The sequence below is a fragment of the Klebsiella sp. BIGb0132 genome, from assembly GCF_024810075.1.
Classification (GTDB): Bacteria; Pseudomonadota; Gammaproteobacteria; order Enterobacterales; family Enterobacteriaceae; genus Klebsiella; species Klebsiella terrigena.
Genome location: NZ_JANUDW010000001.1, coordinates 60429 through 82020, shown reverse-complemented (window position 1 = coordinate 82020; position 21592 = coordinate 60429). Strand labels below are relative to the sequence as shown.

At 54.0% G+C, this 21592-nt stretch carries 16 protein-coding genes and 1 pseudogene; 8 read left to right on the top strand and 9 right to left on the bottom strand.

Annotation, left to right across the window (positions count from 1 at the left end; all coding sequences use genetic code 11):
* The first annotated feature begins 205 nt into the window (after nucleotides 1–205).
* The 5 genes from iolD (at nucleotide 206) to M2416_RS00315 (ending at nucleotide 6895) form a co-directional block, all read left to right on the top strand.
* Nucleotides 206–2140, top strand: coding sequence for a 3D-(3,5/4)-trihydroxycyclohexane-1,2-dione acylhydrolase (decyclizing) (gene iolD / locus M2416_RS00335; protein WP_259221505.1), 1935 nt, complete (start codon nucleotides 206–208; stop codon nucleotides 2138–2140).
* 25 nt (nucleotides 2141–2165) lie between these two features.
* On the top strand, nucleotides 2166–3050 hold the full coding sequence (locus M2416_RS00330) for a sugar phosphate isomerase/epimerase family protein (RefSeq protein ID WP_259221503.1): 885 nt from the start codon (nucleotides 2166–2168) through the stop codon (nucleotides 3048–3050).
* 263 nt (nucleotides 3051–3313) lie between these two features.
* Nucleotides 3314–4786 carry a sugar porter family MFS transporter gene (locus M2416_RS00325; RefSeq protein WP_259221502.1) on the top strand — a complete coding sequence of 491 codons (1473 nt, stop codon included), beginning with the start codon at nucleotides 3314–3316 and terminating at the stop codon, nucleotides 4784–4786.
* Nucleotides 4779–5603, top strand: coding sequence for a sugar phosphate isomerase/epimerase family protein (locus M2416_RS00320; RefSeq protein WP_259221500.1), 825 nt, complete (start codon nucleotides 4779–4781; stop codon nucleotides 5601–5603). The genes M2416_RS00325 and M2416_RS00320 overlap by 8 nt, the downstream gene beginning before the upstream one ends.
* Nucleotides 5604–5863: 260 nt before the next feature.
* Entirely contained in the window at nucleotides 5864–6895 is a 1032-nt protein-coding gene (locus M2416_RS00315) for a LacI family DNA-binding transcriptional regulator (RefSeq protein WP_259221497.1), read from the top strand.
* A gap of 124 nt (nucleotides 6896–7019) precedes the next feature.
* Here M2416_RS00315 and M2416_RS00310 read toward each other — a convergent pair whose 3' ends face one another.
* Together M2416_RS00310 and M2416_RS00305 are read right to left on the bottom strand one after the other, a co-directional pair.
* A complete protein-coding gene (locus M2416_RS00310) occupies nucleotides 7020–8285 on the bottom strand; it encodes a Y-family DNA polymerase (RefSeq protein WP_259221496.1) in 1266 nt (421 codons plus the stop codon).
* 2 nt (nucleotides 8286–8287) lie between these two features.
* Complete coding sequence (locus M2416_RS00305) at nucleotides 8288–8707, bottom strand: translesion error-prone DNA polymerase V autoproteolytic subunit (RefSeq protein WP_259221494.1); 420 nt, start codon at nucleotides 8705–8707, stop codon at nucleotides 8288–8290.
* A 143-nt stretch (nucleotides 8708–8850) separates the two neighbouring features.
* On the opposite strand from M2416_RS00305, the pseudogene umuC reads away from it, so the two are divergent.
* Nucleotides 8851–9672 (top strand): annotated as a pseudogene (gene umuC, locus M2416_RS00300) (translesion error-prone DNA polymerase V subunit UmuC); the annotation flags it as partial.
* Here umuC and mhpA read toward each other — a convergent pair.
* From mhpA to M2416_RS00285, 3 genes are read right to left on the bottom strand one after another with little or no spacing between them, the layout of a single operon-like run.
* A complete protein-coding gene (gene mhpA, locus M2416_RS00295) occupies nucleotides 9645–11258 on the bottom strand; it encodes a bifunctional 3-(3-hydroxy-phenyl)propionate/3-hydroxycinnamic acid hydroxylase MhpA (RefSeq protein ID WP_259221492.1) in 1614 nt (537 codons plus the stop codon). The pseudogene umuC and the gene mhpA overlap by 28 nt on opposite strands.
* Nucleotides 11259–11301: 43 nt before the next feature.
* On the bottom strand, nucleotides 11302–12204 hold the full coding sequence (locus tag M2416_RS00290) for a VOC family protein (protein WP_259221491.1): 903 nt from the start codon (nucleotides 12202–12204) through the stop codon (nucleotides 11302–11304).
* 41 nt (nucleotides 12205–12245) lie between these two features.
* Nucleotides 12246–13079 (bottom strand): fumarylacetoacetate hydrolase family protein, encoded by an 834-nt coding sequence (locus M2416_RS00285; RefSeq protein WP_076945419.1) that lies wholly within the window; start codon nucleotides 13077–13079, stop codon nucleotides 12246–12248.
* 173 nt (nucleotides 13080–13252) lie between these two features.
* Between M2416_RS00285 and M2416_RS00280 the strand changes: the two genes are divergently transcribed.
* Entirely contained in the window at nucleotides 13253–13918 is a 666-nt protein-coding gene (locus M2416_RS00280; protein WP_076945420.1) for a GntR family transcriptional regulator, read from the top strand.
* 52 nt (nucleotides 13919–13970) lie between these two features.
* Here M2416_RS00280 and M2416_RS00275 read toward each other — a convergent pair whose 3' ends face one another.
* The 3 genes from M2416_RS00275 to M2416_RS00265 form a co-directional block, all read right to left on the bottom strand.
* On the bottom strand, nucleotides 13971–15053 hold the full coding sequence (locus tag M2416_RS00275; RefSeq protein WP_259221486.1) for an oxidoreductase: 1083 nt from the start codon (nucleotides 15051–15053) through the stop codon (nucleotides 13971–13973).
* A gap of 13 nt (nucleotides 15054–15066) precedes the next feature.
* Nucleotides 15067–15813: a DeoR/GlpR family DNA-binding transcription regulator gene (locus M2416_RS00270; RefSeq protein ID WP_045855472.1), complete on the bottom strand. Its 747-nt coding sequence runs from the start codon at nucleotides 15811–15813 to the stop codon at nucleotides 15067–15069.
* Between the two features lie 211 nt (nucleotides 15814–16024).
* Nucleotides 16025–17095 carry a YncE family protein gene (locus M2416_RS00265; RefSeq protein WP_259221480.1) on the bottom strand — a complete coding sequence of 357 codons (1071 nt, stop codon included), beginning with the start codon at nucleotides 17093–17095 and terminating at the stop codon, nucleotides 16025–16027.
* A 444-nt stretch (nucleotides 17096–17539) separates the two neighbouring features.
* Here M2416_RS00265 and fhuE point away from each other — a divergent pair, with 444 nt between their 5' ends.
* Nucleotides 17540–19726, top strand: a complete 2187-nt coding sequence (fhuE, locus tag M2416_RS00260) for a ferric-rhodotorulic acid/ferric-coprogen receptor FhuE (RefSeq protein ID WP_076945423.1) — start codon at nucleotides 17540–17542, stop codon at nucleotides 19724–19726.
* A gap of 47 nt (nucleotides 19727–19773) precedes the next feature.
* Here fhuE and M2416_RS00255 read toward each other — a convergent pair whose 3' ends face one another.
* Nucleotides 19774–21591, bottom strand: coding sequence for an ABC transporter ATP-binding protein (locus M2416_RS00255; protein ID WP_259221477.1), 1818 nt, complete (start codon nucleotides 21589–21591; stop codon nucleotides 19774–19776).
* Between the last annotated feature and the right edge of the window lies 1 nt (nucleotide 21592).

Genomic DNA, 21592 nt, shown 5'->3' with positions numbered 1-21592 from the left:
TTTTGAAAGCATAAATCTATTTTTATGATCCGTGCCACATAAATGGAATTTTTGTTCCATTACGGGCTATGAAGAGATGAGAGATTTCATATAATCGAAGCTATGCAGTTCCGTCAGGAAAGGTTGACTTTGATTACAGTACCGCAATTCCCAACGCACTTGCTACCGGGTGCAAGATTAAATTAATTGATTACAGGTAATACTCATGACGACAACACGGTTAACCGTCGCGCAAGCGCTAGTCCGTTTTCTTGATAATCAGTACCTTGAAGTAGATGGAAGAGAGATTAAATTTGTTAAAGGCATCTTTGCTATTTTTGGTCACGGCAACGTCCTTGGGTTGGGGCAGGCACTTGAAGAAGATAGTGGTCAGCTAAGCGTACATCAGGGCCGAAATGAGCAGGGTATGGCCCATGTTGCTGCGGGCTATGCTAAGCAGAAACTACGTCAGCAAATCTTCGCATGTACGTCATCCGTAGGTCCGGGGGCTGCGAATATGATCACTGCGGCGGCAACAGCTACCGCCAACCGCATTCCATTATTACTCCTGCCTGGAGATGTGTACGCTACCCGTCAACCTGACCCGGTATTACAACAGATTGAACAGACACACGATCTCAGCATCAGTACCAATGATGCCTTTAAAGCCGTCAGTAAATACTGGGATCGCGTTTGCCGTCCGGAACAGCTGATGAGCGCCTGTATCAGCGCGATGCGTGTGTTGACCGATCCGGCGGAAACCGGTGCAGTGACACTGTGTCTGCCACAGGATGTCCAGGGGGAGGCCTATGACTATCCTGAGTATTTTTTCGCTAAGCGTATCTGGCGCCTTGAACGTCAGGCGCCGACTGATGCCATGCTGGCAGATGCTGAAGCATTAATTAAGGGTAAACGTTGCCCGCTTATCGTCTGTGGCGGGGGGGTTAAATACTCACAGGCGGAGCTGGCATTGCTGCAGTTTGCAGAGAAATTCAATTTGCCAATTGCGGAAACACAGGCCGGGAAAGGGGCGCTTTCTTCTGAACACCATCTCAATCTCGGGGGGATCGGTGAAACAGGGGGCCTGGCGGCGAACCTGCTTGCCAAAGAAGCCGATCTCATTATTGGTGTCGGCACCCGGTATACGGATTTTACGACGTCATCAAAATGGATTTTCCAGAATCCGGAAGTTTCTTTCCTGAACATAAATATTAACCGCTTTGATGCTTTCAAACTGGACGGCGTTCAACTGTTGTCGGATGCCCGTATCGGCTTACAGGCGCTTGAAGCTAAGCTTAATAATTACCACTCTGGTTGGGAAGGGGCGATTGCTGATGCGCGCGCGCAATATCACGAAGAAGTCAAACGTGTATTCAGCGTGGAGTACAGCGGTGGCGATTTTATCCCTGAAATTGACGATCATCTCGATCGCAAGAAGGTGTTTGCAGAATTTAACGAAATTACTCGTTCTTTCCTGACACAGAGTCGCGTGCTGGGAATTCTGAACCAGCACCTGGCCAAAGATTCGGTTATTGTCGCAGCTGCGGGCAGTCTGCCCGGCGATTTACAGCGCGTCTGGCAGAGCCGAGGTTGCAATGATTATCATGTTGAATATGGTTATTCCTGCATGGGATACGAAGTCAATGCCGCACTGGGCGTTAAGATGGCGCAGCCGGAAAAAGAAGTGTATGCCATGGTGGGTGACGGTTCGTTCATGATGCTTCACTCCGAGCTGGTGACCTCCTTGCAGGAAGGGAAAAAGATTAACGTTATCCTGTTCGATAATATGACTAACGGGTGTATCAATAACCTGCAAATGGAACACGGAATGAATAGCTTCTTCACGGAGTTTCGTTACCACTCTTCAGAAAGTGGCAGGCAGGACGGTGGGTTAATACCCGTTGACTTTGCCGGGATTGCAGAAAGCTATGGTTGCCGGGCTTACCGGGTGAACACCGAAGAGCAACTGCTGCAGGCACTGGAAGATTCCCTTCAGCAATCTGTCTCCACACTTATTGATATTAAAGTGTTGCCAAAAACCATGGTCCACAAATATTTCAGCTGGTGGCGCGTGGGTGGAGCTCAGGTCTCCCGAAGCGAACGTATTCAGGCTGTCGCTAATATGCTCGATGAAAATATCGCTAAAGCACGTCAGTATTAATTACTCTGAACGGAGATAGATAACGATGAAAGTGGCATTTGATGTTGATGTGATTAAAGAACGCTCAATTACAGATATGGTTCGCCAGGTATCCGAATGGGGCTATAAGTATATTGAACAATCGCCGCACCCACGCATTAACCCGTTTTACAAGCATCCGAAAGCCAGTCGGGAAGTTATGACGGAATACAAACATGCGTTGCAGACATATGGTGTGGAGATTTCCTCCTTTATCGTTGTCTACCGTTGGTCAGGTCCTGATGAACTGCGTCGCCAGGCTGCGATAAAAAACTGGAAGCGCATGATCGAGATTGCTGTTGATATGGGGGTTCAGGTCATTAATACCGAACTAGCCGGTACACCTGATGAACCCGAAATCTGTGAAGAAATGTGGTATCGGTCAATGGATGAGCTATTGCCAATTATTGAGAGGGAAGGGATCCGTGTTGAAATTCAATCTCATCCATGGGACTTCTGTGAGCTAAGTAATGAAACCGCAGATATGGTGAAATCTTTACGTAGTGATAATTTAACCTATCTGTATAGTTCACCGCATACTTTCTTCTATGATAAAGGTAAAGGTGATGTTAAGAGCATGCTGGAGTATGCCGGTAGCGACTTATCACATGTACTGTTAGCCGATACTATGAATCACACGCTACCGTGCCGTTATATTGTCAACCCACCTGGGGTTAATGCTGCAATTCATCAGCATCTTGGTATGGGTGAAGGTGAAGTCGATTTTGATGGTATCTTCCAGGCGCTACGGGACATGGATTTCGCAAAAAGGACTTTTAAAGTAGGTGGGGAGTCAATTATTACTGCATCTCTGTTTGGCTACCCGGAAAAAATGAATGTCCAGGCGGTTGAAACACGTGAGCGTATCGAAAAGGAACTGCTTGCTCGTTGATTTTATTTTATCTGAGAATGCATTAATAATGTATTGGCTAACTAATGTGTATGGCGTGCTTCATAATGTAATCCAAAATTAAATCTAATTAAATATGCTATTAGAGTAAGGGCGCCGTGTATCTCTGGTAGCGTATATTAATACTAACTCAAAAGTTGATCCTCTATCTCCTCATTGAGTTGGAGATATTGCTAATTGATTTTGTCAAATTGTCACTGACTTAATAAGTTAATTTCAATTTGATGAGACATGGAGGCTGTCGGATGTCAGATTCTAATCGTATAAATGCAAGATATGTTTATAGCTTATGCTGCCTCGCGACTATGGGTGGAGTAATGTTTGGTTACTCGACCGGAGTCATCTCAGGTACTGTTGACTCTATTCAACAATATTTCCAGCTTAACTCTACTGAAACAGGCTGGCTGGTATCCAGTATCTTTGTCGGGTGTATTTTTGGATCAATATTTGCGGGGCGCCTGGCGGACAAACTGGGAAGAAAAGCAATTCTCTTGCTTTCGACATTAGCATTTGCTGTTTCTGCTGCAGGGTCAACTTTTGCTGATTCTTTTTTAATGTTTTCACTGGCAAGGATTATCGCCGGATTTGGAGTAGGACTTGCCGGGACCGTAGCCCCAATGTATATGAGTGAGATATCACCAGCAAGTATACGTGGTAAAGCTGCTGGAGTTTTTAATCTTTCTCTTGTTGGCGCACAAACGTTAGTGTTTTTTGTTAATTTTCTCATTGCAAGAGGTATGAGTGATTTCTGGCTTGCTGAGGAGGGATGGCGATGGATGATGGGGGCCCAGTTTGTTCCTGTGGCTATAATGCTGGTGAGTACGATCCTGTTACCTGAATCACCACAGTGGTGCATGGTAAATGGTCGAAACACTGATGCAATCAAGATTTTTGGCAAAATCTACCCTGATATGAATTCAGAAGAGGCAATGCAGGTATTTAGTCTTAAGAAAGATAATAAAAATGAAAAAAATGCAGGATCATCAAGTCTGAAATATATCCTAAGTCACAAAACCTTACGATATGGACTTATCATTGGATGTTCAATTGCTGTATTGCAACAGTTCACTGGAGCCGCTATCGTTATGTATTACGCTCCCCTGGTCCTTCAGACTGGAGAACTCAGTAAGGAGTCGATCCTTTTCCAGACAATTTTTATAGGCCTGTTGAATGCAATTGGTGCATTCGTTGGAATGAATCTTTTTGACAAGTTCGGGCGCCTACCCATTATGAAAATCGGTACTCTGGGGTCTATTCTTAGTCTTCTTACACTATCTTATAGTATGTTCACACACAGTTCCGGGTATCTTGCTATTAGCTCCGTTCTTGTATTTATGGTTATGTTTGCAATTAGTTGGGGCTCTGGATGTTGGGTGTTGATTAGCGAAATATTCCCACCTAGAATAAAAGGTTATGCCATGGGGATGGCTGTTGGGTTAATGTGGATATTCAATTTTTCAGTAACTCAAATCTTTCCTATGATTAATGAGATCCCAATACTGAAAGAAAATTTTAATGGTGCATTTACCATATGGATATTTGTGGGGATGAATGCTTTCTGTTTTTATTTCTTGAATAGGTATATCCCGGAAACTAAAGGTGTCGCACTGGAAAATATAGAATCAATTCTACAGGAGCGTTTAGAGTCTCTGTCATCAGGAAAAGGTAAGAACACTGCATCTATAGTCCAACAAACCAGGAAAATAAATCATGATTAAAGCACTACACGGAATTTCAACTCATTATTGTAATGTCGTTTCGGAAGCCAGGATTGCTGCTGAAACAGGTTATGATGGTTTAGAGTTTTTGCATTACAAATTACTGCGTTACCTTGACAACGGTGGAAGCACATCTGCACTTAAGAAAATTGTCTCAGGGTATGGTTTGCAAACTGTGTGCCTTAATGCCTTGATAGATATTGAACGGTATCAGGGTGAAGATAAAAAGCAACTCCTTAAAGAGGCGGTACGCCTGACTCAGGTGGCATCTGAACTTGAATGTCCTACTATTCAGATCCTTGCTCAGCATGGTATTGATCATTTACCGCAAACTCAGATCCTGGACATCATGACAGAGAATATTTCGCAAATCGCAGATATTGGTCAACAGTACGGTGTTCAGTACCAAATCGAAGTTATCGCACATACGAAATTTAACACAATGGATCAGGCGCTAGAAGTTATTCGCCGGGTAAATAAAAAGAATGTCGGGCTCGTTATTGATTTCTGGCATCTTTTTGCTGCTGGTGTCACACAACCTGAAGATGTCGCGGCTTTAGACCCATCCCTTATATTTGGCGTTCATTTTTGCGATGGACGCAAGCCTGTTTCTGGCGAAGCCTGGGATGAAACCGTTTTACGCGCCTATATGCCTGGAGAAGGCCAGCTTGATGTACAGGCCTGGACGAATGCAGTAAAGACCACTGGTTTTGACGGCGTCTGGTCCGCGGAACTTTTCAGTCCTGTATGCTGGGAGATGGACCATTATGATCTAGCACGAAAAGTTCATGAAAATCTGACCAGCTATACAGGGTAAATCTGAATAGTTACTCATATAATGGCAATCAACCTCACTTGCGGAGGTTGATTCTTTTCATCTGATACAGGGCGTGGAATGAGCACTTTTTGTAAATCATCACGCTTTCAAGTGGCTGCATTTGGGGGCGGTTGTGTTTTATGATTTTGTATTTAAATGGTTTTTTGTTAATGCATGGGAGGGCCGACTGTGGGGGCGCGGAAGATTTTATCGTGATAGTGTGTTAGATCTTAGGGATTAATGATCAACCCACGACAACGATGATGAACGAAACTCATAAGAATATAATGACAAAAACACAGCGATCACAGAAAGCGACTGCAAGCGATGTGGCTGAACTTGCTGGTGTATCGAAATGGACGGTTTCTCGTGCGTTTACCGAAGGGGCATCTATCTCAGAGAAAGCACGCTTAGCTGTACTGGCTGCAGCGAAAGCGTTGGAGTACAGACCTAATTTATTGGCCCGGAGTTTATCGAAAAAATGTACTCATATAATTGGTGTGGCTATTGATGAACTAAAAAATCCACACTCAATGATGATGCTCGGCACAGTGACACGACAGTTGCAGGCGAGAGGTTACACCGCATTATTACTGAACGTTACTGAGGGAGAAAACTATCGCTCGGTGATGATGATGGCAGAGCAGCTTCAGGTAGATGGTATATTGTTTTTAGGTAACCTGTTGAGTGGTGAAATGAATACAGTAATCAGGTCGCTACATCATATTCCACTGGTACAGGTTTTCCGTAACGCTGAGTCTCCTGCTATCGACTATGTCGCCAATGATGGATACCAGGCAGGATTGCAAATCGCCGGGTTACTTATGGAGCAAGGATATTCTCGATTTGGGTATATGAAGGGACCGGATACGCTTTCTTCTCATCTGCTCAGAATGGAAGGTTTTCGAGATGGCCTCGCTAAGGATAATCGTCAATTAGAGTTAATGCTGACTGCGGGGCATTACGAACGAGAGCTTGCTTATCTGACAATGAATGAATATTTGCGTGGTTTGGGTAATGAACAACCGGTCGATGCTGTATTCTGTGAAAACGATGTACTGGCTCTTGGTGTTATGGATGCGTTAAGAGATGCGAATATTTCGATGGCTGTAGTTGGTTTTGATGATATTGATGAAGCAACACTGCCTTCCCGGCAATTGACGACCTACAGCCAGAACCGGGAGTTATTAGTGGCCGAGGCATTGAATCGTCTAATTGATGGTGTTTCCACTCCCGATGGTCCATGGCAACAGGGAGAGTTATGTATTCGCCGTTCTCACCTGAAGAACTGAATACAGACATTGAATAAAACCTGAAAAAGCCGGTTATTCCTGATTATGCCTGGATCATATTCGGGGTCAGGGTCAAGTGCGATGTTGGCGGTTATCTCCAGGGCTCATAGCGTGACGTATCTATTCACTTAACAGTGGGTAGATCGGCAAATCGTGTTGTGTATCGAGGTGAGAGCATTTCCCGTTTCATTTGCCATTGTTGCTGAATACCCTGTCCCGCAAAGTAGAGCGTTCCACGGCCATTTTCAGCATTCAGCTGATCTAATACATCCATTAACTTTTGGCTATTTTTCCTTGGTGCATTGTCGTCAAACAGATTAAGTTGTGCGACACTCTGGCTATAAAAATCGCCTAGCAGTACGCCAGCTTTCTGGTACCGACATCCGCTTTTCCAGATTGCATCCAAACAGTGCGTTGCTGCAGCGCTGATATCTCTGCTGTCCTGGGTTGGAGTGAGCAGCTTTAAAGATGCGCTATTGCCGTAATAGGGCTCGTTAACCGCAAAGGGGGAAGTTTTCACAAACGCCGAGATAAATCGACAGTATTGATGTTCAATACGAAGTTTCTCTGCTGCCCGGGCCGCGTAGCTGCAGATAGCCTGACGCATCTCCTCATATTCGGTGATGCGATCGCCGAACGAACGAGAACAGATGATTTCTTGCTTTACCGGTGCGAACTCTTCGAGCTCAAGACAGGGGTCGCCCCGTAATTCACGGACTGTTCTTTCCAGCACGACATTGAAGTGTTTCCTGATGAATCGGATATCAGAGTCTGCCAGTTGCAAGACTGTCTTGATCCCCATCATGTTAAGTTTCTTCGTTATGCGTCGCCCTACCCCCCAAACCTCGTCTACCGGTAGAGCAGCCATCAATTTTCTCTGACGATCCACATTTGACAACTCAACAACTCCTCTTGTCTGCAGTTGCCATCGTTTAGCTGCATGATTCGCCAGTTTAGCCAAGGTCTTTGTTGGTGCGATTCCTACCCCTACGGTCAGGTGTGTGCGCTGTAGAACAGTATCTCTCATTTCCCGCCCAAATTCGGAAAGATCGCGACAGTTACGCACGCCAGTAAGATCACAAAAGATCTCATCAATTGAATATATTTCGCTACGAGGGGACATCTCTTCAAGCGTGGTCATCACCCGATCGGACATATCGGCATAAAGTTCATAGTTGCTACTGAAGCACACCACACCATGATGTCTGAACAGCTCTTTCTGTTTGAAATACGGCTCACCCATCTTCACAAAGGGTCTTGCTTCCGCTGAACGGGAGATGACGCAACCATCGTTATTTGACAAAACTACGACCGGCCGGCCCTTCAGGTCCGGGCGAAAAGCGGTTTCGCAGGATGCATAGAAAGAGTTCACATCACACAGTGCAAACATGCTCAGCTCGCAGATTTCACGATATAGGTCACAACGCCGAATACTTCCAGGCTATCGTCACTGCCTATCATAATGGGCTTGTAGGCAGCATTTTCAGGTTTGAGCATGACAAAAGGATGCAATTGCAGGCGTTTAACCGTGAATTCACCGTCGATAGCTGCAATGACGATGCTTCCATGCTCGGCCTTGCGGGAGCTATCCACAACCAGCAAATCACCTTCGCCGATTCCGGCATCAATCATTGAATCACCGCTGGATTTTACGAAATAGGTCGCGCTGGGGTGTTGAATCATCAGTTCATTTAGATCGATACGACGCTCAATGTAGTCCTGCGCAGGACTTGGAAAGCCACAGGGGACAAGGTCATTGAACATGGGGAGCACTACTATCTGGTGTAGCTCAGTAGGTGTGAAAAACTGCATTTTGATCACCGTTAACTAATACTGTTTTTATATACAGTATTGTATGTCGATAGCAAAGATCAAGGGGGGGGGACCACGAATAGTGTGATATGGGTGTAGAAGGGCGATTGTCATGTCCGAAATTTTTGGCGATGCCCATCTAGCTGCCGAATTTCGCGGCTAAAAAGTGGCGCAAAACCGGCGGCGTGGTCGAATTATCGAATCGCGATCGCCAGCGTAAGCTGCTCGCTCTGGTGCCGGTGCATGAAGTTTGGGGCGTGGGCCGTCGGATCGCAAAAAAGCTGGAGCTGATGGGCATCGAAAACGCGCTGCAGCTTGCCGACAGTTCTACCTGGGTGATGCGTAAGCACTTTAACGTCGTGCTGGAGCGTACGGTGCGTGAGCTGCGGGGGGAATCCTGCCTGCAGACGGATGAGTTTGCGCCGACTAAACAGCAGATTATCTGTAGCCGTTCGTTTGGCCACCGGATTACCCAATATAGCGATATGCATCAGGCGGTTTGCGCCTATGCTGAACGCGCGGCGGAAAAGCTCAGGGTAGAGAAGCAGTACTGCCGCGCGGTTAGCGTCTTTATGCGCACCAGCCCGCATGCCGGAAATGAAGCCTTCTATGCTCCCCAGGCCAGCGGTCGGCTGGCAACGCCCTCCGACGATACCCGGGACATTATTCGCGTCGCTATCCACGCCCTGGACAGAGTGTGGAAGGACGGCTTTCGCTATATGAAAGCCGGCATCATGCTGGGTGATTTCTTCAGTCAGGGCGTGGCGCAACTCAATCTGTTTGATGAGTATCAGCCGCGGGCGAACAGCGCCGCGCTGATGCAGGTGGTGGATAGCCTGAATCGCTCGGGACGCGGCAGCGTGTGGTTTGCCGGGCAGGGCATTCAAAAAAGCTGGGCGATGAAGCGCGAGATGCTATCGCCCGGCTATACGACCCGCTACGCCGATTTGCCCGTCGTCAAATAGGCCTCCGGGGCGTTCACCGCGCTACCGCCGAGCTGCTGCTGCAGCGCGCTGAGCATCCCGGCAATATTTTCCGCGGATGACACGGCGCCGTAAATATAGAAGTCCGGGCGCATTAATACGGCGTTAACCTGATGACGGCGCATAAACTCCCGGTATTTACCGGAGACATCCTCCCAGTACCCGGGAGAATTTGCACTATCGGCAATGACTATTACCTCGCCGCCGATCTGCGCCATCGCGCGGCGGGCGAAATCGAGCAGGGTGCGCGTTGCCACGGCTTCGCTGAGAATCAAATGAAATCCTCGCCCCATCGCATCATCGAAGCGCCGAGTCTGGCCTCCGCGCCGCAGCGAGCCGTGGACAAAAAGCTCGCCGCTGAGTAACGAAGAGGAGTGTGGCTGCAGGTAAATCAGCCCTCCTTTTAGCCCCGGGAAAGGCGGGAGAGGGGGAACATCCCCGCGAAGATAGGCCCTGTCGCGGGTCTCTGCCTGCTCCGCATCTGAAACGCAAACTACGCGCCCCATCGCGATAGAGGCCTCGATCACCGCCTGGATCTGCGGCCTGCGCTCGATCGTATAATCATCCAGCAGCTCATCGCAACAGGCGCCCCGCAGTACGCGATCGAGGCGCCAGCTTAAATTCCAGACGTCGCGCAGGCCGGAACACATGCCCTGGCCCATAAACGGCGGCATCAGGTGCGCGGCGTCGCCGGCCAGCAGGACCCGGCCCTGCCGCCACGTTTCGGCAATACGTGAACGGAACTGATACACCGCGTGGCGCACCAGATCCACGCTCTCCGGCGTGGCCCACGGCTGCAGCAGCTGCCAGACCTTGTCCGTTGACTGCAGCTCCTGCAGCGCCTCGTGTGGCAGGCGCATAAACTCCCAGCGGCGGCAGCCTGGGCCTCCTGGCACCATGGTCGTCGGCCGCTGCGGATTGCACCACTGAGCCGCCTCCGGGACGTCGAGCGTTACGCCCGGGCGCGGCTTGACGTCCACCACCAGCCAGTCCTCGGCAAAACCTAAATCCAGCCATTCAATGCCGCAGGCCTGACGGATGGTGCTGTTCGCCCCATCGGCACCGATAATATAGCGGGCCTGCACGCGCTGGCACGCCGCATCCGGGTTATCGCGATCCGCGGTGCGTACCATCAGCAGCTCGCCGGATTCGGGATGCTGCTTTAACTGCTTCACTTCCCAGCCATGCTGCACGTGCACGTTGTCTAACATCTTCACGTGCTTATCAAAAATGGCTTCCAGCTCCGGCTGATTGAAAAAATAACCAAAGGGCCCGTCGCTGATCGATTCTGACGCCCAGTCAACTTCCACTAACATTTCCCAGCGGGCGTTGAACCACTGATAGAGGGAAGAGGGATGGGAAATAGCCGCCACGTCCTCTTCAAGATTCAGCATGCGCAGCATTCGACGGATCTCGTGATCGTGGAAAACGGCGCGCGGCAGAGGGTAGAGCGTCTCCCAGCGTTCAAAAACCGCCACCCGATAACCCTGCCGTCCCATAATGAGCGATAACAGTTGACCGACCGGCCCGTAGCCGACGATCGCAATATCGTACATAGTGTTATTCATAACGTTTGCCTGTATTCGTGACGGGAGCCGCCTGATGGCGGATTTACGCTTCGCTGTTATGGATAAAGTCGGGCGGGACATCAGGGCCCCATAGGTAGAGCGAGTTCTCCGGCGGAAAATCGCCCGCCGGCCAGGTGGCGTTGGCGCTGATAAAATCAATGTCCGCCGAGTACTCAAAAAACGATCCCCACGGATCGCGGACGTAGTGGAAATAGTTTGAGCCAAGGCAGTGTCGGCCGGTTCCCCAGCCGGCCTTATAGCCGGCGGCGGCCATCTGGGATGCGCCGTTGCCGACATCATCAATACTGTCAACTTCCCAGGCCGCATGATGAAAGCCTTTGCTCGAGCTTTTGGCGAACGCCACCAGATGGTGATCGCAGCCGTGGCGAGCGTGCATAAAGGCGATAATATCCTGCGAAAAATCAGACAAATTCAGCCCCAGCGCCTGCTGATAAAAGCGAATAGCGCGCGGCACGTCCGGTGAGAAAAGCAGCACGTGGGACAGCCGGTGCGGCCTGATTTTTTTGACCGCATCGCGGGTGACGGTGCCGCGCGTATCGACTGACTTCGACTGGAAAGGCACCACCCGGCGGGTATCCGGGATCGTCTTTTTGCCGGGCCTGACGTTCAACAGGTTGCCGTCGGGATCGCTGAACCAGAAGCCGGTATCGTCAACAAACTCGGGTTCGCCGCCGCTCGCGCGCACCTGGCGGATCAGGGCGTCATAATCCTGCTCGAAGCATAAGAAGCTGATGTAGGCCAGCGACTTGCGTTCGGCCGGTAAAATTTTGGCCCAGGTATGCCCGTCGGCGGCGGCCAGCTGCAGGCCCTCCGCCGTGCTGCGGGTTGTCAGGCCAAAATGGTCATAAAAGAACGCGGCTTCCTCTAATGAAGGGACAAACAGCGCAAAGTGATCGATGGAGTGAACACCACGTAGTTCCGTCATCATTCCTCCTGGTTGTGTAGGGTACGTCGGGTAACGTTAGATTATTTTTCTAAAACCACGGGATTGCGCAGCGTGCCGACCTGCTCCACGCTCACCTCGACAACATCGCCTGCCTGCAGATAGCGCTTTGGATTCATCCCGAAACCGACGCCTGCCGGCGTGCCGGTAACAATCACATCCCCAGCCTCGAGGGTGATGGCCTGGCTCAGCGTGGCGATAAGCGTCGCGACGTCAAACAGCATGTCGCTGGTGTTGGCCGACTGTACGACCCGGCCGTTTACCCGCGTTTCCAGCAGCAGGCCGCGGGCGCCGGGAGGGAGTTCATCGGCGGTGACTAAATCGGGACCGAAGGCGCCGGTATCGTCAAAGTTTTTGCCGACCGTCCACTGCGGAGTCAGGAACTGATACTCCCGCACGGAGGCGTCGTTAAACAGCGCGTAACCGGCGACGCACTCCAGCGCGTGCTGAGGGCTGATATAACGTCCACCGCTTTTGAGGATCACCGCCAGTTCGCCCTCATAATCGAGGGTGTCGGAAAGCCGGGGCAGGACGATAGGCTGGTTATGCGCCAGCAGGCTGCTGTTAAAGCGCGGGAAGACCGTCGGATAATCCGGCTGAGCGTAGGGCGATTCGCTGGTGTGGTCGGCGTAGTTCAGGCCCACGCAGATAATTTTCCCCGGGCGGGTCAGTACCGGCAGGTAGCTATCTTCCTCCGGCACGACGGTTTCGCCCTGCGCCTCTTTGCCGTACTGGCTCAGGTCGACGCCGCGGCCGAGCAGGGATTCCAGCGGTTCTTCACCTAAGATTTTGACGCCTTCCGCGGTGCGCACGCCGAGAGTCGCCCGCTGCCGATGAGTAAAATATACGTAACGCATAGGTCATTTCCTGTAATGGTTGTGAGTCGTTAGTTGCAGGCTAATGGCAATAAAATATATGATCAATAAAAAATATATATTTTTAAAGATTAAGTTCTATTGTGTGATCTGTATATAATTTTGCCATTCAGCGCGGCCTGCGGGCTGCCGTATCCCTATAGCGAGTCGATGAGATGAATGAAAAACGTACGATGGCGTCACGGCTGGAAGAGCGGGTGCGGCGGGATATCATCAACGGCAAGCTGAAGCCCGGGAGTAAAATGCGCCTGAAGGCGCTATCCGAGCACTATGACGCCGGGGTTATTCCGCTGCGTGAAGCGCTGTCGCGCCTGGCGACCACCGGGTTTGTTGCGGCTGTCGATCAGAAAGGTTTTAGCGTGCGCCGCGTTTCGGCCCCGGAGCTGCGTGATATCACCCTGACTCGCCTGCATATTGAGTGTAAAGCCCTGGAACTCTCGCTCCTTAATGCCGACATCGACTGGGAAAGCCGGCTGATTGCCGCCCATCACCGTATGGAACGCCACGACATGCGCGATCCGCAAAGCCAGCAGCTGGACCCGGCGTGGGAAGAGGCGCACGAGGCATTTCACTCGGCGCTGCTCGCCAACTGCGGCTCGCCGTGGCTGCTGAATTTTGTCGATACCCTTTGCGATCAGACGCTGCGCTACCGCGCGCTGGCGGTGGAGTCGCCGGTCAGCCAGGGTCGCGACGTAGCGCTGGAGCATCGCCAGCTGCTGCAGGCCGCGCTGGATCGCAATATCGCGCTGGCGACGTCGCTGCTTACCGCGCACTATTTGAAAACGATGGAGATCGTGCTGGAAAACGAAGCCCTGGGCTGAAGCCGGGGGAAGGGCATGACCTGCGTAGCCGCAGGCCATGTTTATACGAGGATTACTTCAGCGCGGCCAGCTCGTCGGCGGTGAGCGCTAACGTCTGCAGCGTGCCGGTTTCTGCGGAGATAACGGCGGCCTCCAGTACGGCCATCACGGCAAGTGCCTGCAGCGGCTGCACCGGGTTTTCAATCTTGCCGGTGAGCGCATCGCGTACGCTGATGTAGTACTGGCGCTGATCGCCCTGCGGCGCGCCCACTTCCTGCACCTGCGATTGCGCGTCGTAAATGCTCAGGCTATCGTCATCCTGGCCCCAGCCTGCGCTGCCGGGAATGACGCCCGCCAGCAGCTGGCTCTCCTGCTGGTCGGCTTTCTGTTTGACCGCGCTGCCCTGGTCACCGTGAACGGTAAAGCGCGCGCTGCCGCCGGCGACCAGCATGCTGCAGTGCAGAATGACCTTATGCTGAGGGTAATTTAAGACCACGTGCGCCCAGTCATTGATCTCCGCGCCCTGACGCAGGGTGGCGATATTGCCCTGCACCGACTGCGGCAGGCCGAACAGCTGCAGGGCCTGATCGATCAGGTGCGGGCCTAAATCAAACCACAGGCCGCTGCCCGGCACGTTCTGCTCTCTCCAGCGCACGCGAACTTCCGGGCGGAAGCGGTCGAAATGCGACTCAAATTGCTTCACGTTGCCGATAAGCCCCTGCTCAATAACCTGTTTGATCCCGAGGAAGTCGCTGTCCCAGCGGCGGTTGTGGAACACCGAGAGCAGCAGCTGCTTCTCCTGCGCCAGGGCGATAAGTTCGCGAGCTTCCTGCATATCGAGGGTAAAAGGTTTATCAACGACCACGTGCTTGCCGGCGTTTAGCGCCAGTTTGGCGAGCGGGGCGTGCGTGGCGTTAGGGGAGGCGATCACCACGAGATCGATATCCGGGTGCTGAATCGCCTCTTCGGGTGAGGCGATGACGGTAACATCGGGGATGTCGCGCTTAACCTTCTCCTCGTCGCGCGATGCGACGACGGCTAGCTTCAGGCCGTCAATCGAGCGGATCAGCGGCGCATGGAAGGTTTTGCCCACGAACCCATAACCGATCAGCGCAATATTAATGTTCTTACCGTCACCGGCGATAACTTTGTTCATTATTCTCTCCACGTTATTGAGCGTCAGCAATGTTGATGCGCGTTGAAATGTCGTCCCCGGCGTCTTCCCAGGCTGTATCTAAAAATAGCTGATGAATTTCTGCTAATCCGGCGACCTGATAAGGCTCGCAGTGGTTCAGCTTCATATGGTCGGCAACCAGCCAGCACTCGGCGCTGGCCGCCAGCATGGCGCGCTTGATCTCGGCGTCGGCCTCCTGGCTGGCGCTTAAGCCCAGCTGCGCATGCAGCGCACAGGCGCCGAGAATAGCGATATCAGCCCGATAGCGCGCGAGCAGCGCGAGGGTGGCGCTGCCGGCAAACAGGCGCTGCTGCATATCCCATCTGCCGCCGAGCAGGATCAGCTGAATATCCGCCCGGTCGCTGAAGTGCTGGGCGATGTCTAAAGAGGTAGTGATGACGGTCATCGGCCCCTTGATGTGGCTGGCGACGGCCAGCACGGTGCTGCCGGCATCTAAAAAGATCGTCGAGCCGGCGGGAATTTTCTCCGCCACCATTTTACCCAGCCGCTGCTTGGTCTTCGGCAGCAGGGCGTTTCTGCCCTGGCGGTTCATCGCCGACAGGTCGAGGGCGATAGCGCCGCCGTGATTCTTTTGCGCCAGCCCCTGCTTTTCCAGGTCGGTCAGGTCGCGGCGAACGGTGTCCGCGGAAACCTGCAGCCTGTCGACCAGCTCGCTGATGCTGACCTGGCCATTTTCGCTAATGATATCCAGGAGGTATTTTTGTCTGGCGGTTTTGTGCACGGTCTTCAATCCTGCAAATTGCTGCAATAAATCGCATAATACAGCATTTTGCGGCAAAAGAAATCCCGCACCGACTAAAGTGGGGGAAGCGTGGGGGAAGGCGCCGCCATCCCTGGCGGCCGGTGTTGTTTTTCGGGCTTCGGGGCGCTGATTGCGGCGGAGGCCCGGCGTTTCTTTACCAGGCCCGGGTCGCGCGCGGCGCGGCGAAAACTCAGTCGAGCTTAATGCGGGCGACGCTGTCCGGGCCCTTAGTGGAGTTATCCTCGTTGAACTCCTGCTTGATGCTGACGTACAGGGTCTCCTGGTCAGGGGAGAGCAGCAGGCTGTTCGGGTGGCTGGCGAACGACCAGGCGTTTTTCAGCGCATAGGTGGTGGCATCCAGCTGGAGCACCTTCTTCGATTCGCGCTGGCTGATATAAATCTCGTTGCGCTTCGCGCTGAACTTAATACCCAGCGCATCGCCGTCGATACGCTTGATCACCTTACCCGTACGCTCATCAAAGACCAGCGTTGCTTTGGCCTTAGAATCATCGGTGACAAACAGGCGGCCGGTGGCCGGATCTTCCGCCAGATTGAGGAACAGGTACTCTTTGCCGTCGCCCGGCGTCCAGCGCTGCTCAATTTTGTGGCTGGTCGGGTTAATCACCAGAATTTCACCGCCGCCGTTTGCCGCATAAATGCGATCGGTGTGCGGAGAGTAGATAAGCCCCGTCACCCACTTCCCGGCGTTATCAATGCGCCCCTTGAGGGTCATGGTTTGCGCATCCACGATGGAGATAAAACCCGGATCGGCCACGCGGCCAATAAACAGTTGGTTATTGTGGAACAGCACTTCACGGGCGCCGATAGGGTCGCCGTCCTTATCCTGACCGACGAACATCAGGCGCTGTAGCACCTTACCGCTTTGCGCATCCACTTTGGATACCCCGCCGTCCAGCGAGTTGGTGGTATAGAACGCCTTGCCGTCATCCGCGACCGCCATGCCGAAGTTCTTCAAATCGGTATGGGTTTCCGTCCGGGTGGCCAGCGTGGTGGGATCCAGACGGTAGATCATGCCGCCGTTAACCGCTTTAAATCCCTGGGCGCTGGCGACAACCAGCGCGCTCTGCGCCGGTAAATAGGCCATCTCGTACAAACCATCCCCCAGCGTCCGCTGGCTTAATGACGCCGGCGCTTTGGCGGGCGGCGTGGCCTCGGCCGAAGCCTGCCATGCCGTCAGGGTTAACGCGGAGAGAAGCGCAGCGCACAGCGCTGATTTACGCGGGCCAAACAACGATTTCATTCTGAACCCCATCATTGGATAAAGCACTCCCGCCGGGGCAAACCGCGGCGGAAACGTAAAAAACAAGAATGAGAATCATAATCATTTATGCTGCAGGCGCAAATAATCCCGGCCTCAGGCGCCGCCCTGAGCGCCCGAACCGGCACGAGGATCGCCGACGACGCGGCTATTTCTCCCTGCGTTCTGAAGCAGCCCGGCGGTAGATCCGCCCGCGCTAGCGCCAGGCTATTGATTTACATGGCATATACATTTACTTACATATTTCTTACGATTAACTGACAAAATAGCCTGCGATAAATAAGGCAAATAATTATTATTCCCATTCTCATTTGTTGTTTTCTCGCGCCGTATGCCGTCAGCAACCTGCTGGCAAAGCGCAGTTTCTCAGCGCGGCGGCGGGCGAGATAACGCCACTCACAATAATAATTCCTGATGGGAAAATTTATGTTTTTCAACGACAGGGGCACGGGCGGCAGGCTGCCGGCACAACGATTATCTAAACCATTTACCGTTTCACTGCTGGCGCTGGCGATCCAGGCCTTTATCCACCCCGTGCAGGCGGCGGAGAAGGATGAAGGCGCGGCGGCCGACACGCAGCAGGATATGGTGGTCTACGGCAGCGCGGGAAGCGCGTCCGAAGAGCAGCAGGACTACGCGGCCAAAACCACCCGTGCGGGGACGAAGATGCTGCTGGCGCCCCGCGATGTGCCGCAGTCGGTCACGATTGTGACCCAGCAGCGGATGAAGGATCAAAATCTGCAGACCATCGACGATGTGCTGACCAACGCGACCGGCGTCTCCTCGCAGCAGATCGACAGCGAGCGTTCGGATTACTATGCGCGCGGATTTCAAATCACCAGCTTCGCCTACGACGATATTCCCACCTCGCTTGGTGATGCCTGGAACTACGGCGATGCGCAGGAAGATACCGCTATTTACGATCGCATCGAAGTGGTTCGCGGCGCCACCGGCCTGATGACCGGCGCGGGCGACCCCGGCGCCACGGTGAATATGGTGCGTAAAAAGGCGGACAGCAAAACTCTGACCGGGAACGTGAGCGCCAGCTACGGCAGCTGGAATAAGCAGCGCTACGTGGGCGACCTGTCGGCTCCGCTCAATGCCGACGGCAGCGTGCGCGGGCGGGTGATTGCCGGCTATCAGGATCAGGATAGCTGGCTGGACCGCTATCATAAGAGCAAAAAGTTTCTCTACGGTGTCGTGGATGCTGACCTGACGGATAGCACCCACGTATCGCTGGGCTGGGACTATCAGAAGTCGAATACCGGCAATCCGACGTGGGGTGGACTCCCCAGCCTGTATAGCGACGGTTCGCGGACCCGCTACGACCGCAGCACCAACACCGCGGCGGACTGGACGCGCTACGCGATTGAATCCCGCAAGGTATTTGCCAGCCTGACGCAGGAGTGGGATAACGGCTGGTCATTCCGCTTCAACGGCACCCACGGCGAGCAGACGCTGAACGACACGCTGCTGTATGTGATGGGGAATCCCGATGCCGATACCGGCGAAGGGGCCAGCGGCTGGGGAAGCAAGGATCGCGGCAAGCGAACCCTCGACTCCTTCGACGCCTACGCCAGCGGGCCGTTTGAGCTGCTGGGGCGCCAGCATCAGCTGATGGCCGGCGCCGGCTACAGCCGCCAGCATAACGCCAGCTTTAGCCAGGACGGGCCGATGGATAGCGCGCAGATCGGCGTCTTTAATAACGGCTGGAACGGCAGCGTGGCGCAGCCGGAGTGGGGCGACTGGTATCTGAATGCGGATGATATCGTGCGGCAGAAATCGGCCTATACCGCCGCCCGATTCTCGCTCGCCGACCCGCTATCGCTGATCCTCGGCGCGCGCTACACCCAGTACAGCGCCAACGGCAGCAGCGGCGATATGCGTAAATACAACGTCACGCCGTACGGCGGCGTGGTGTACGACATCACCGAGAGCCTGTCGGCATACGCCAGCTATACCTCAATCTTCTCCCCGCAGACCAAGCGTTCGGCGGACGGCGGATGGCTGGCGCCGATAACCGGCAAGAACTACGAATCCGGGCTGAAGGCCGACTGGCTGGATAGCCGGCTGACCACCAGCTTCGCCATCTTCCGCATTGAGCAGGAGAATGCGCCCGAGGCGGTGAGCGGCGAGTTCGTTAACGGCTCCAGCGAGCAGGCCTACCGCGCGGCGAAGGGCGCGGTCAGCAAAGGGGCGGAGCTGGAGGTTAACGGTGCGGTCAGCGACAACATGCAGCTGACGTTCAGCGCCACGCGCTACGTCGCCACCGACAGCAGCGGCCGCTATAACAGCTTTGCGCCGCAAACCCAGCTCAAGCTCTTCACGCGCTATCGTATCCCGGCGCTGCCCGAGCTAACCGTCGGCGGCGGGGCAACCTGGCAGAATCGGGTCTACAAAGACGTCAGCGGGCCGGACGGCGAAACGCAGCGCCTGTATCAGGGCAGCTACCCGCTGGTGAGCCTGTTCACGCAGTATCAACTGACGAAACAGCTTAGCGTGCAGGCCAATATCAACAACCTCTTCGATCGTGAATATTACTCCTACCTCGATGATTCCGCGGTGTACGGGGAGCCACGCAGCGTTTCGCTGAGCATGAACTACAGGTTCTGATTACCGCTCCCGCAGGCGCCTCGCAAGAGGGCCTGCGGGCAGGGAGGCTAGCGCATTACCCAGTGCTGGGGGCCAACCTGTTCATAGGTGCGGGCGGGGGGTTGCCAGGCCTTATCGCGAAACGGCGTCGGCAGCTCGTCATTACTGCCTTCGCGCAGCAGATGGCGGCGCGCGGGATCGGTCTTGGGGATTGCCGCGATCAGCTTTTGCGTATACGGGTGCTGAGGGTGGGTGAAAATCGCCTGACGCGGACCAATTTCGACGATTTCGCCGAGATACATCACCGCCACCCGGTGGCTGATGCGCTCGATAACCGCCATGTCGTGCGAGATAAACAGAAAGGCGATCTGCATGGTGCGCTGCAGTTCGATGATTAAGTTGACCACCTGCGCCTTCACCGACACGTCCAGCGCCGACACCGACTCATCGGCAATAATCACCTTCGGGTTCATCGCCAGCGCCCGGGCGATGCAGATACGCTGACGCTGGCCGCCGGAGAACTCGTGCGGATAGCGGTTCAGCACCGACGCGCTCATCCCGACCTTTTCAATCAGCTCCTGCGAGCGCGCCAGCGCCTGCTGGCGCGTGGCCAGCCCGTTTTCCAGCAGCGGCTCGATCAGCGTTTCCTGGATCTTCAGCCGGGGGTTGAGGCTGGCAAAGGGATCCTGGAAAATCATCTGCATATCCTGACGCAGGCGCTTTTGCTGCGCCCGGTCGGCCTGCAGGACGCTGTAGCCATTGAGCATCACGTCGCCGGACTGCGCCTGAATCATGCGGATCAGGCTGCGCCCGGTGGTCGATTTTCCGCAGCCCGATTCGCCCACCAGCGAGAGCGTCTCTCCCGGCCACAAATCGAAGCTGACGTTCTCCACGGCGTGAATATGGCCGCTTAGCTGATTGAAAAAACCGCGCTTAACCGGGAAGCGGGTCACCAGATTCTTTACCGACAGCAGCGGCGGCTGCGAGCGGTCGGGTAGCGCGGCCTCGGGCGGATAGCGCCGGGTTTCGCCGGTTTGTAAATCCACCGACGGGAACCGGCACGGGGCGCTGACGGCCGTCATTTCACCGGCCGCCGGCACCGAGGCCAGCAGCGCGCGGGTGTAGGGCTGCCGGGGGGCGGAAAACAGCCCCGGGGTTGGCGCGCACTCCACCGCATCGCCGCGGAACATCACCAGCGTATGATCCGCGGTTTCCGCCACCACGCCCATGTCGTGAGTAATAAACAGCACCGCGGTGTTATTTTCCGCCTGCAGCGTTTTAATCAGATCGAGGATCTGCCCCTGAATCGTCACGTCGAGAGCGGTGGTCGGCTCGTCGGCAATCAGCAGCTTAGGCCTGAGGGCCAGCGCCATCGCAATCATGGCGCGCTGGCGCATGCCGCCGGAAAACTGATGCGGATACTCGTCGTAGCGCTGCGCGGCGTGGGGAATGCGGACCTTCTCCAGCAGGGCAATGGCCTGGCGCTTCGCCTCGCGTTTGGATAATCCCTGGTGATGAATAAAGACTTCGGCGATTTGGTGCCCGATGGTAAAGGCGGGATTGAGGCTGGTCATCGGCTCCTGGAAAATCATCGCCACCTCGGCGCCGCGGATGCGGCGCATCTCCTCTTCCGGCAGCGTCAGCAGCGACCTGCCGCCGAGGCTCACGCTGCCCTCCGTGCGGCTGTTGCGCGATGACAGCAGGCGCATAATCGCCATCGCGGTGACGCTTTTCCCCGAACCCGATTCGCCGACAATGGCCAGCGTTTCGCCCGGATTAAGGGTAAAGCTGATATTACGCACCACTTTCTGCCAGCCGTCGCCGCGGCGAAACGAGACCGACAGATTATCTACACTCAGCACCGGAGAAGGCGTCGGGGTATTCATC

Bases quoted from the DNA above. Each gene is read 5' to 3' on its own strand.
- iolD (WP_259221505.1), top strand. From the start codon at position 206: ATGACGACAACACGGTTAACCGTCGCGCAAGCGCTAGTCCGTTTTCTT.
- M2416_RS00330 (WP_259221503.1), top strand. From the start codon at position 2,166: ATGAAAGTGGCATTTGATGTTGATGTGATTAAAGAACGCTCAATTACA.
- M2416_RS00325 (WP_259221502.1), top strand. From the start codon at position 3,314: ATGTCAGATTCTAATCGTATAAATGCAAGATATGTTTATAGCTTATGC.
- M2416_RS00320 (WP_259221500.1), top strand. From the start codon at position 4,779: ATGATTAAAGCACTACACGGAATTTCAACTCATTATTGTAATGTCGTT.
- M2416_RS00315 (WP_259221497.1), top strand. From the start codon at position 5,864: ATGATGAACGAAACTCATAAGAATATAATGACAAAAACACAGCGATCA.
- M2416_RS00310 (WP_259221496.1), bottom strand. From the start codon at position 8,285: ATGTTTGCACTGTGTGATGTGAACTCTTTCTATGCATCCTGCGAAACC.
- M2416_RS00305 (WP_259221494.1), bottom strand. From the start codon at position 8,707: ATGCAGTTTTTCACACCTACTGAGCTACACCAGATAGTAGTGCTCCCC.
- mhpA (WP_259221492.1), bottom strand. From the start codon at position 11,258: ATGAATAACACTATGTACGATATTGCGATCGTCGGCTACGGGCCGGTC.
- M2416_RS00290 (WP_259221491.1), bottom strand. From the start codon at position 12,204: ATGACGGAACTACGTGGTGTTCACTCCATCGATCACTTTGCGCTGTTT.
- M2416_RS00285 (WP_076945419.1), bottom strand. From the start codon at position 13,079: ATGCGTTACGTATATTTTACTCATCGGCAGCGGGCGACTCTCGGCGTG.
- M2416_RS00280 (WP_076945420.1), top strand. From the start codon at position 13,253: ATGAATGAAAAACGTACGATGGCGTCACGGCTGGAAGAGCGGGTGCGG.
- M2416_RS00275 (WP_259221486.1), bottom strand. From the start codon at position 15,053: ATGAACAAAGTTATCGCCGGTGACGGTAAGAACATTAATATTGCGCTG.
- M2416_RS00265 (WP_259221480.1), bottom strand. From the start codon at position 17,095: ATGAAATCGTTGTTTGGCCCGCGTAAATCAGCGCTGTGCGCTGCGCTT.
- fhuE (WP_076945423.1), top strand. From the start codon at position 17,540: ATGTTTTTCAACGACAGGGGCACGGGCGGCAGGCTGCCGGCACAACGA.
- M2416_RS00255 (WP_259221477.1), bottom strand. From the start codon at position 21,591: ATGAATACCCCGACGCCTTCTCCGGTGCTGAGTGTAGATAATCTGTCG.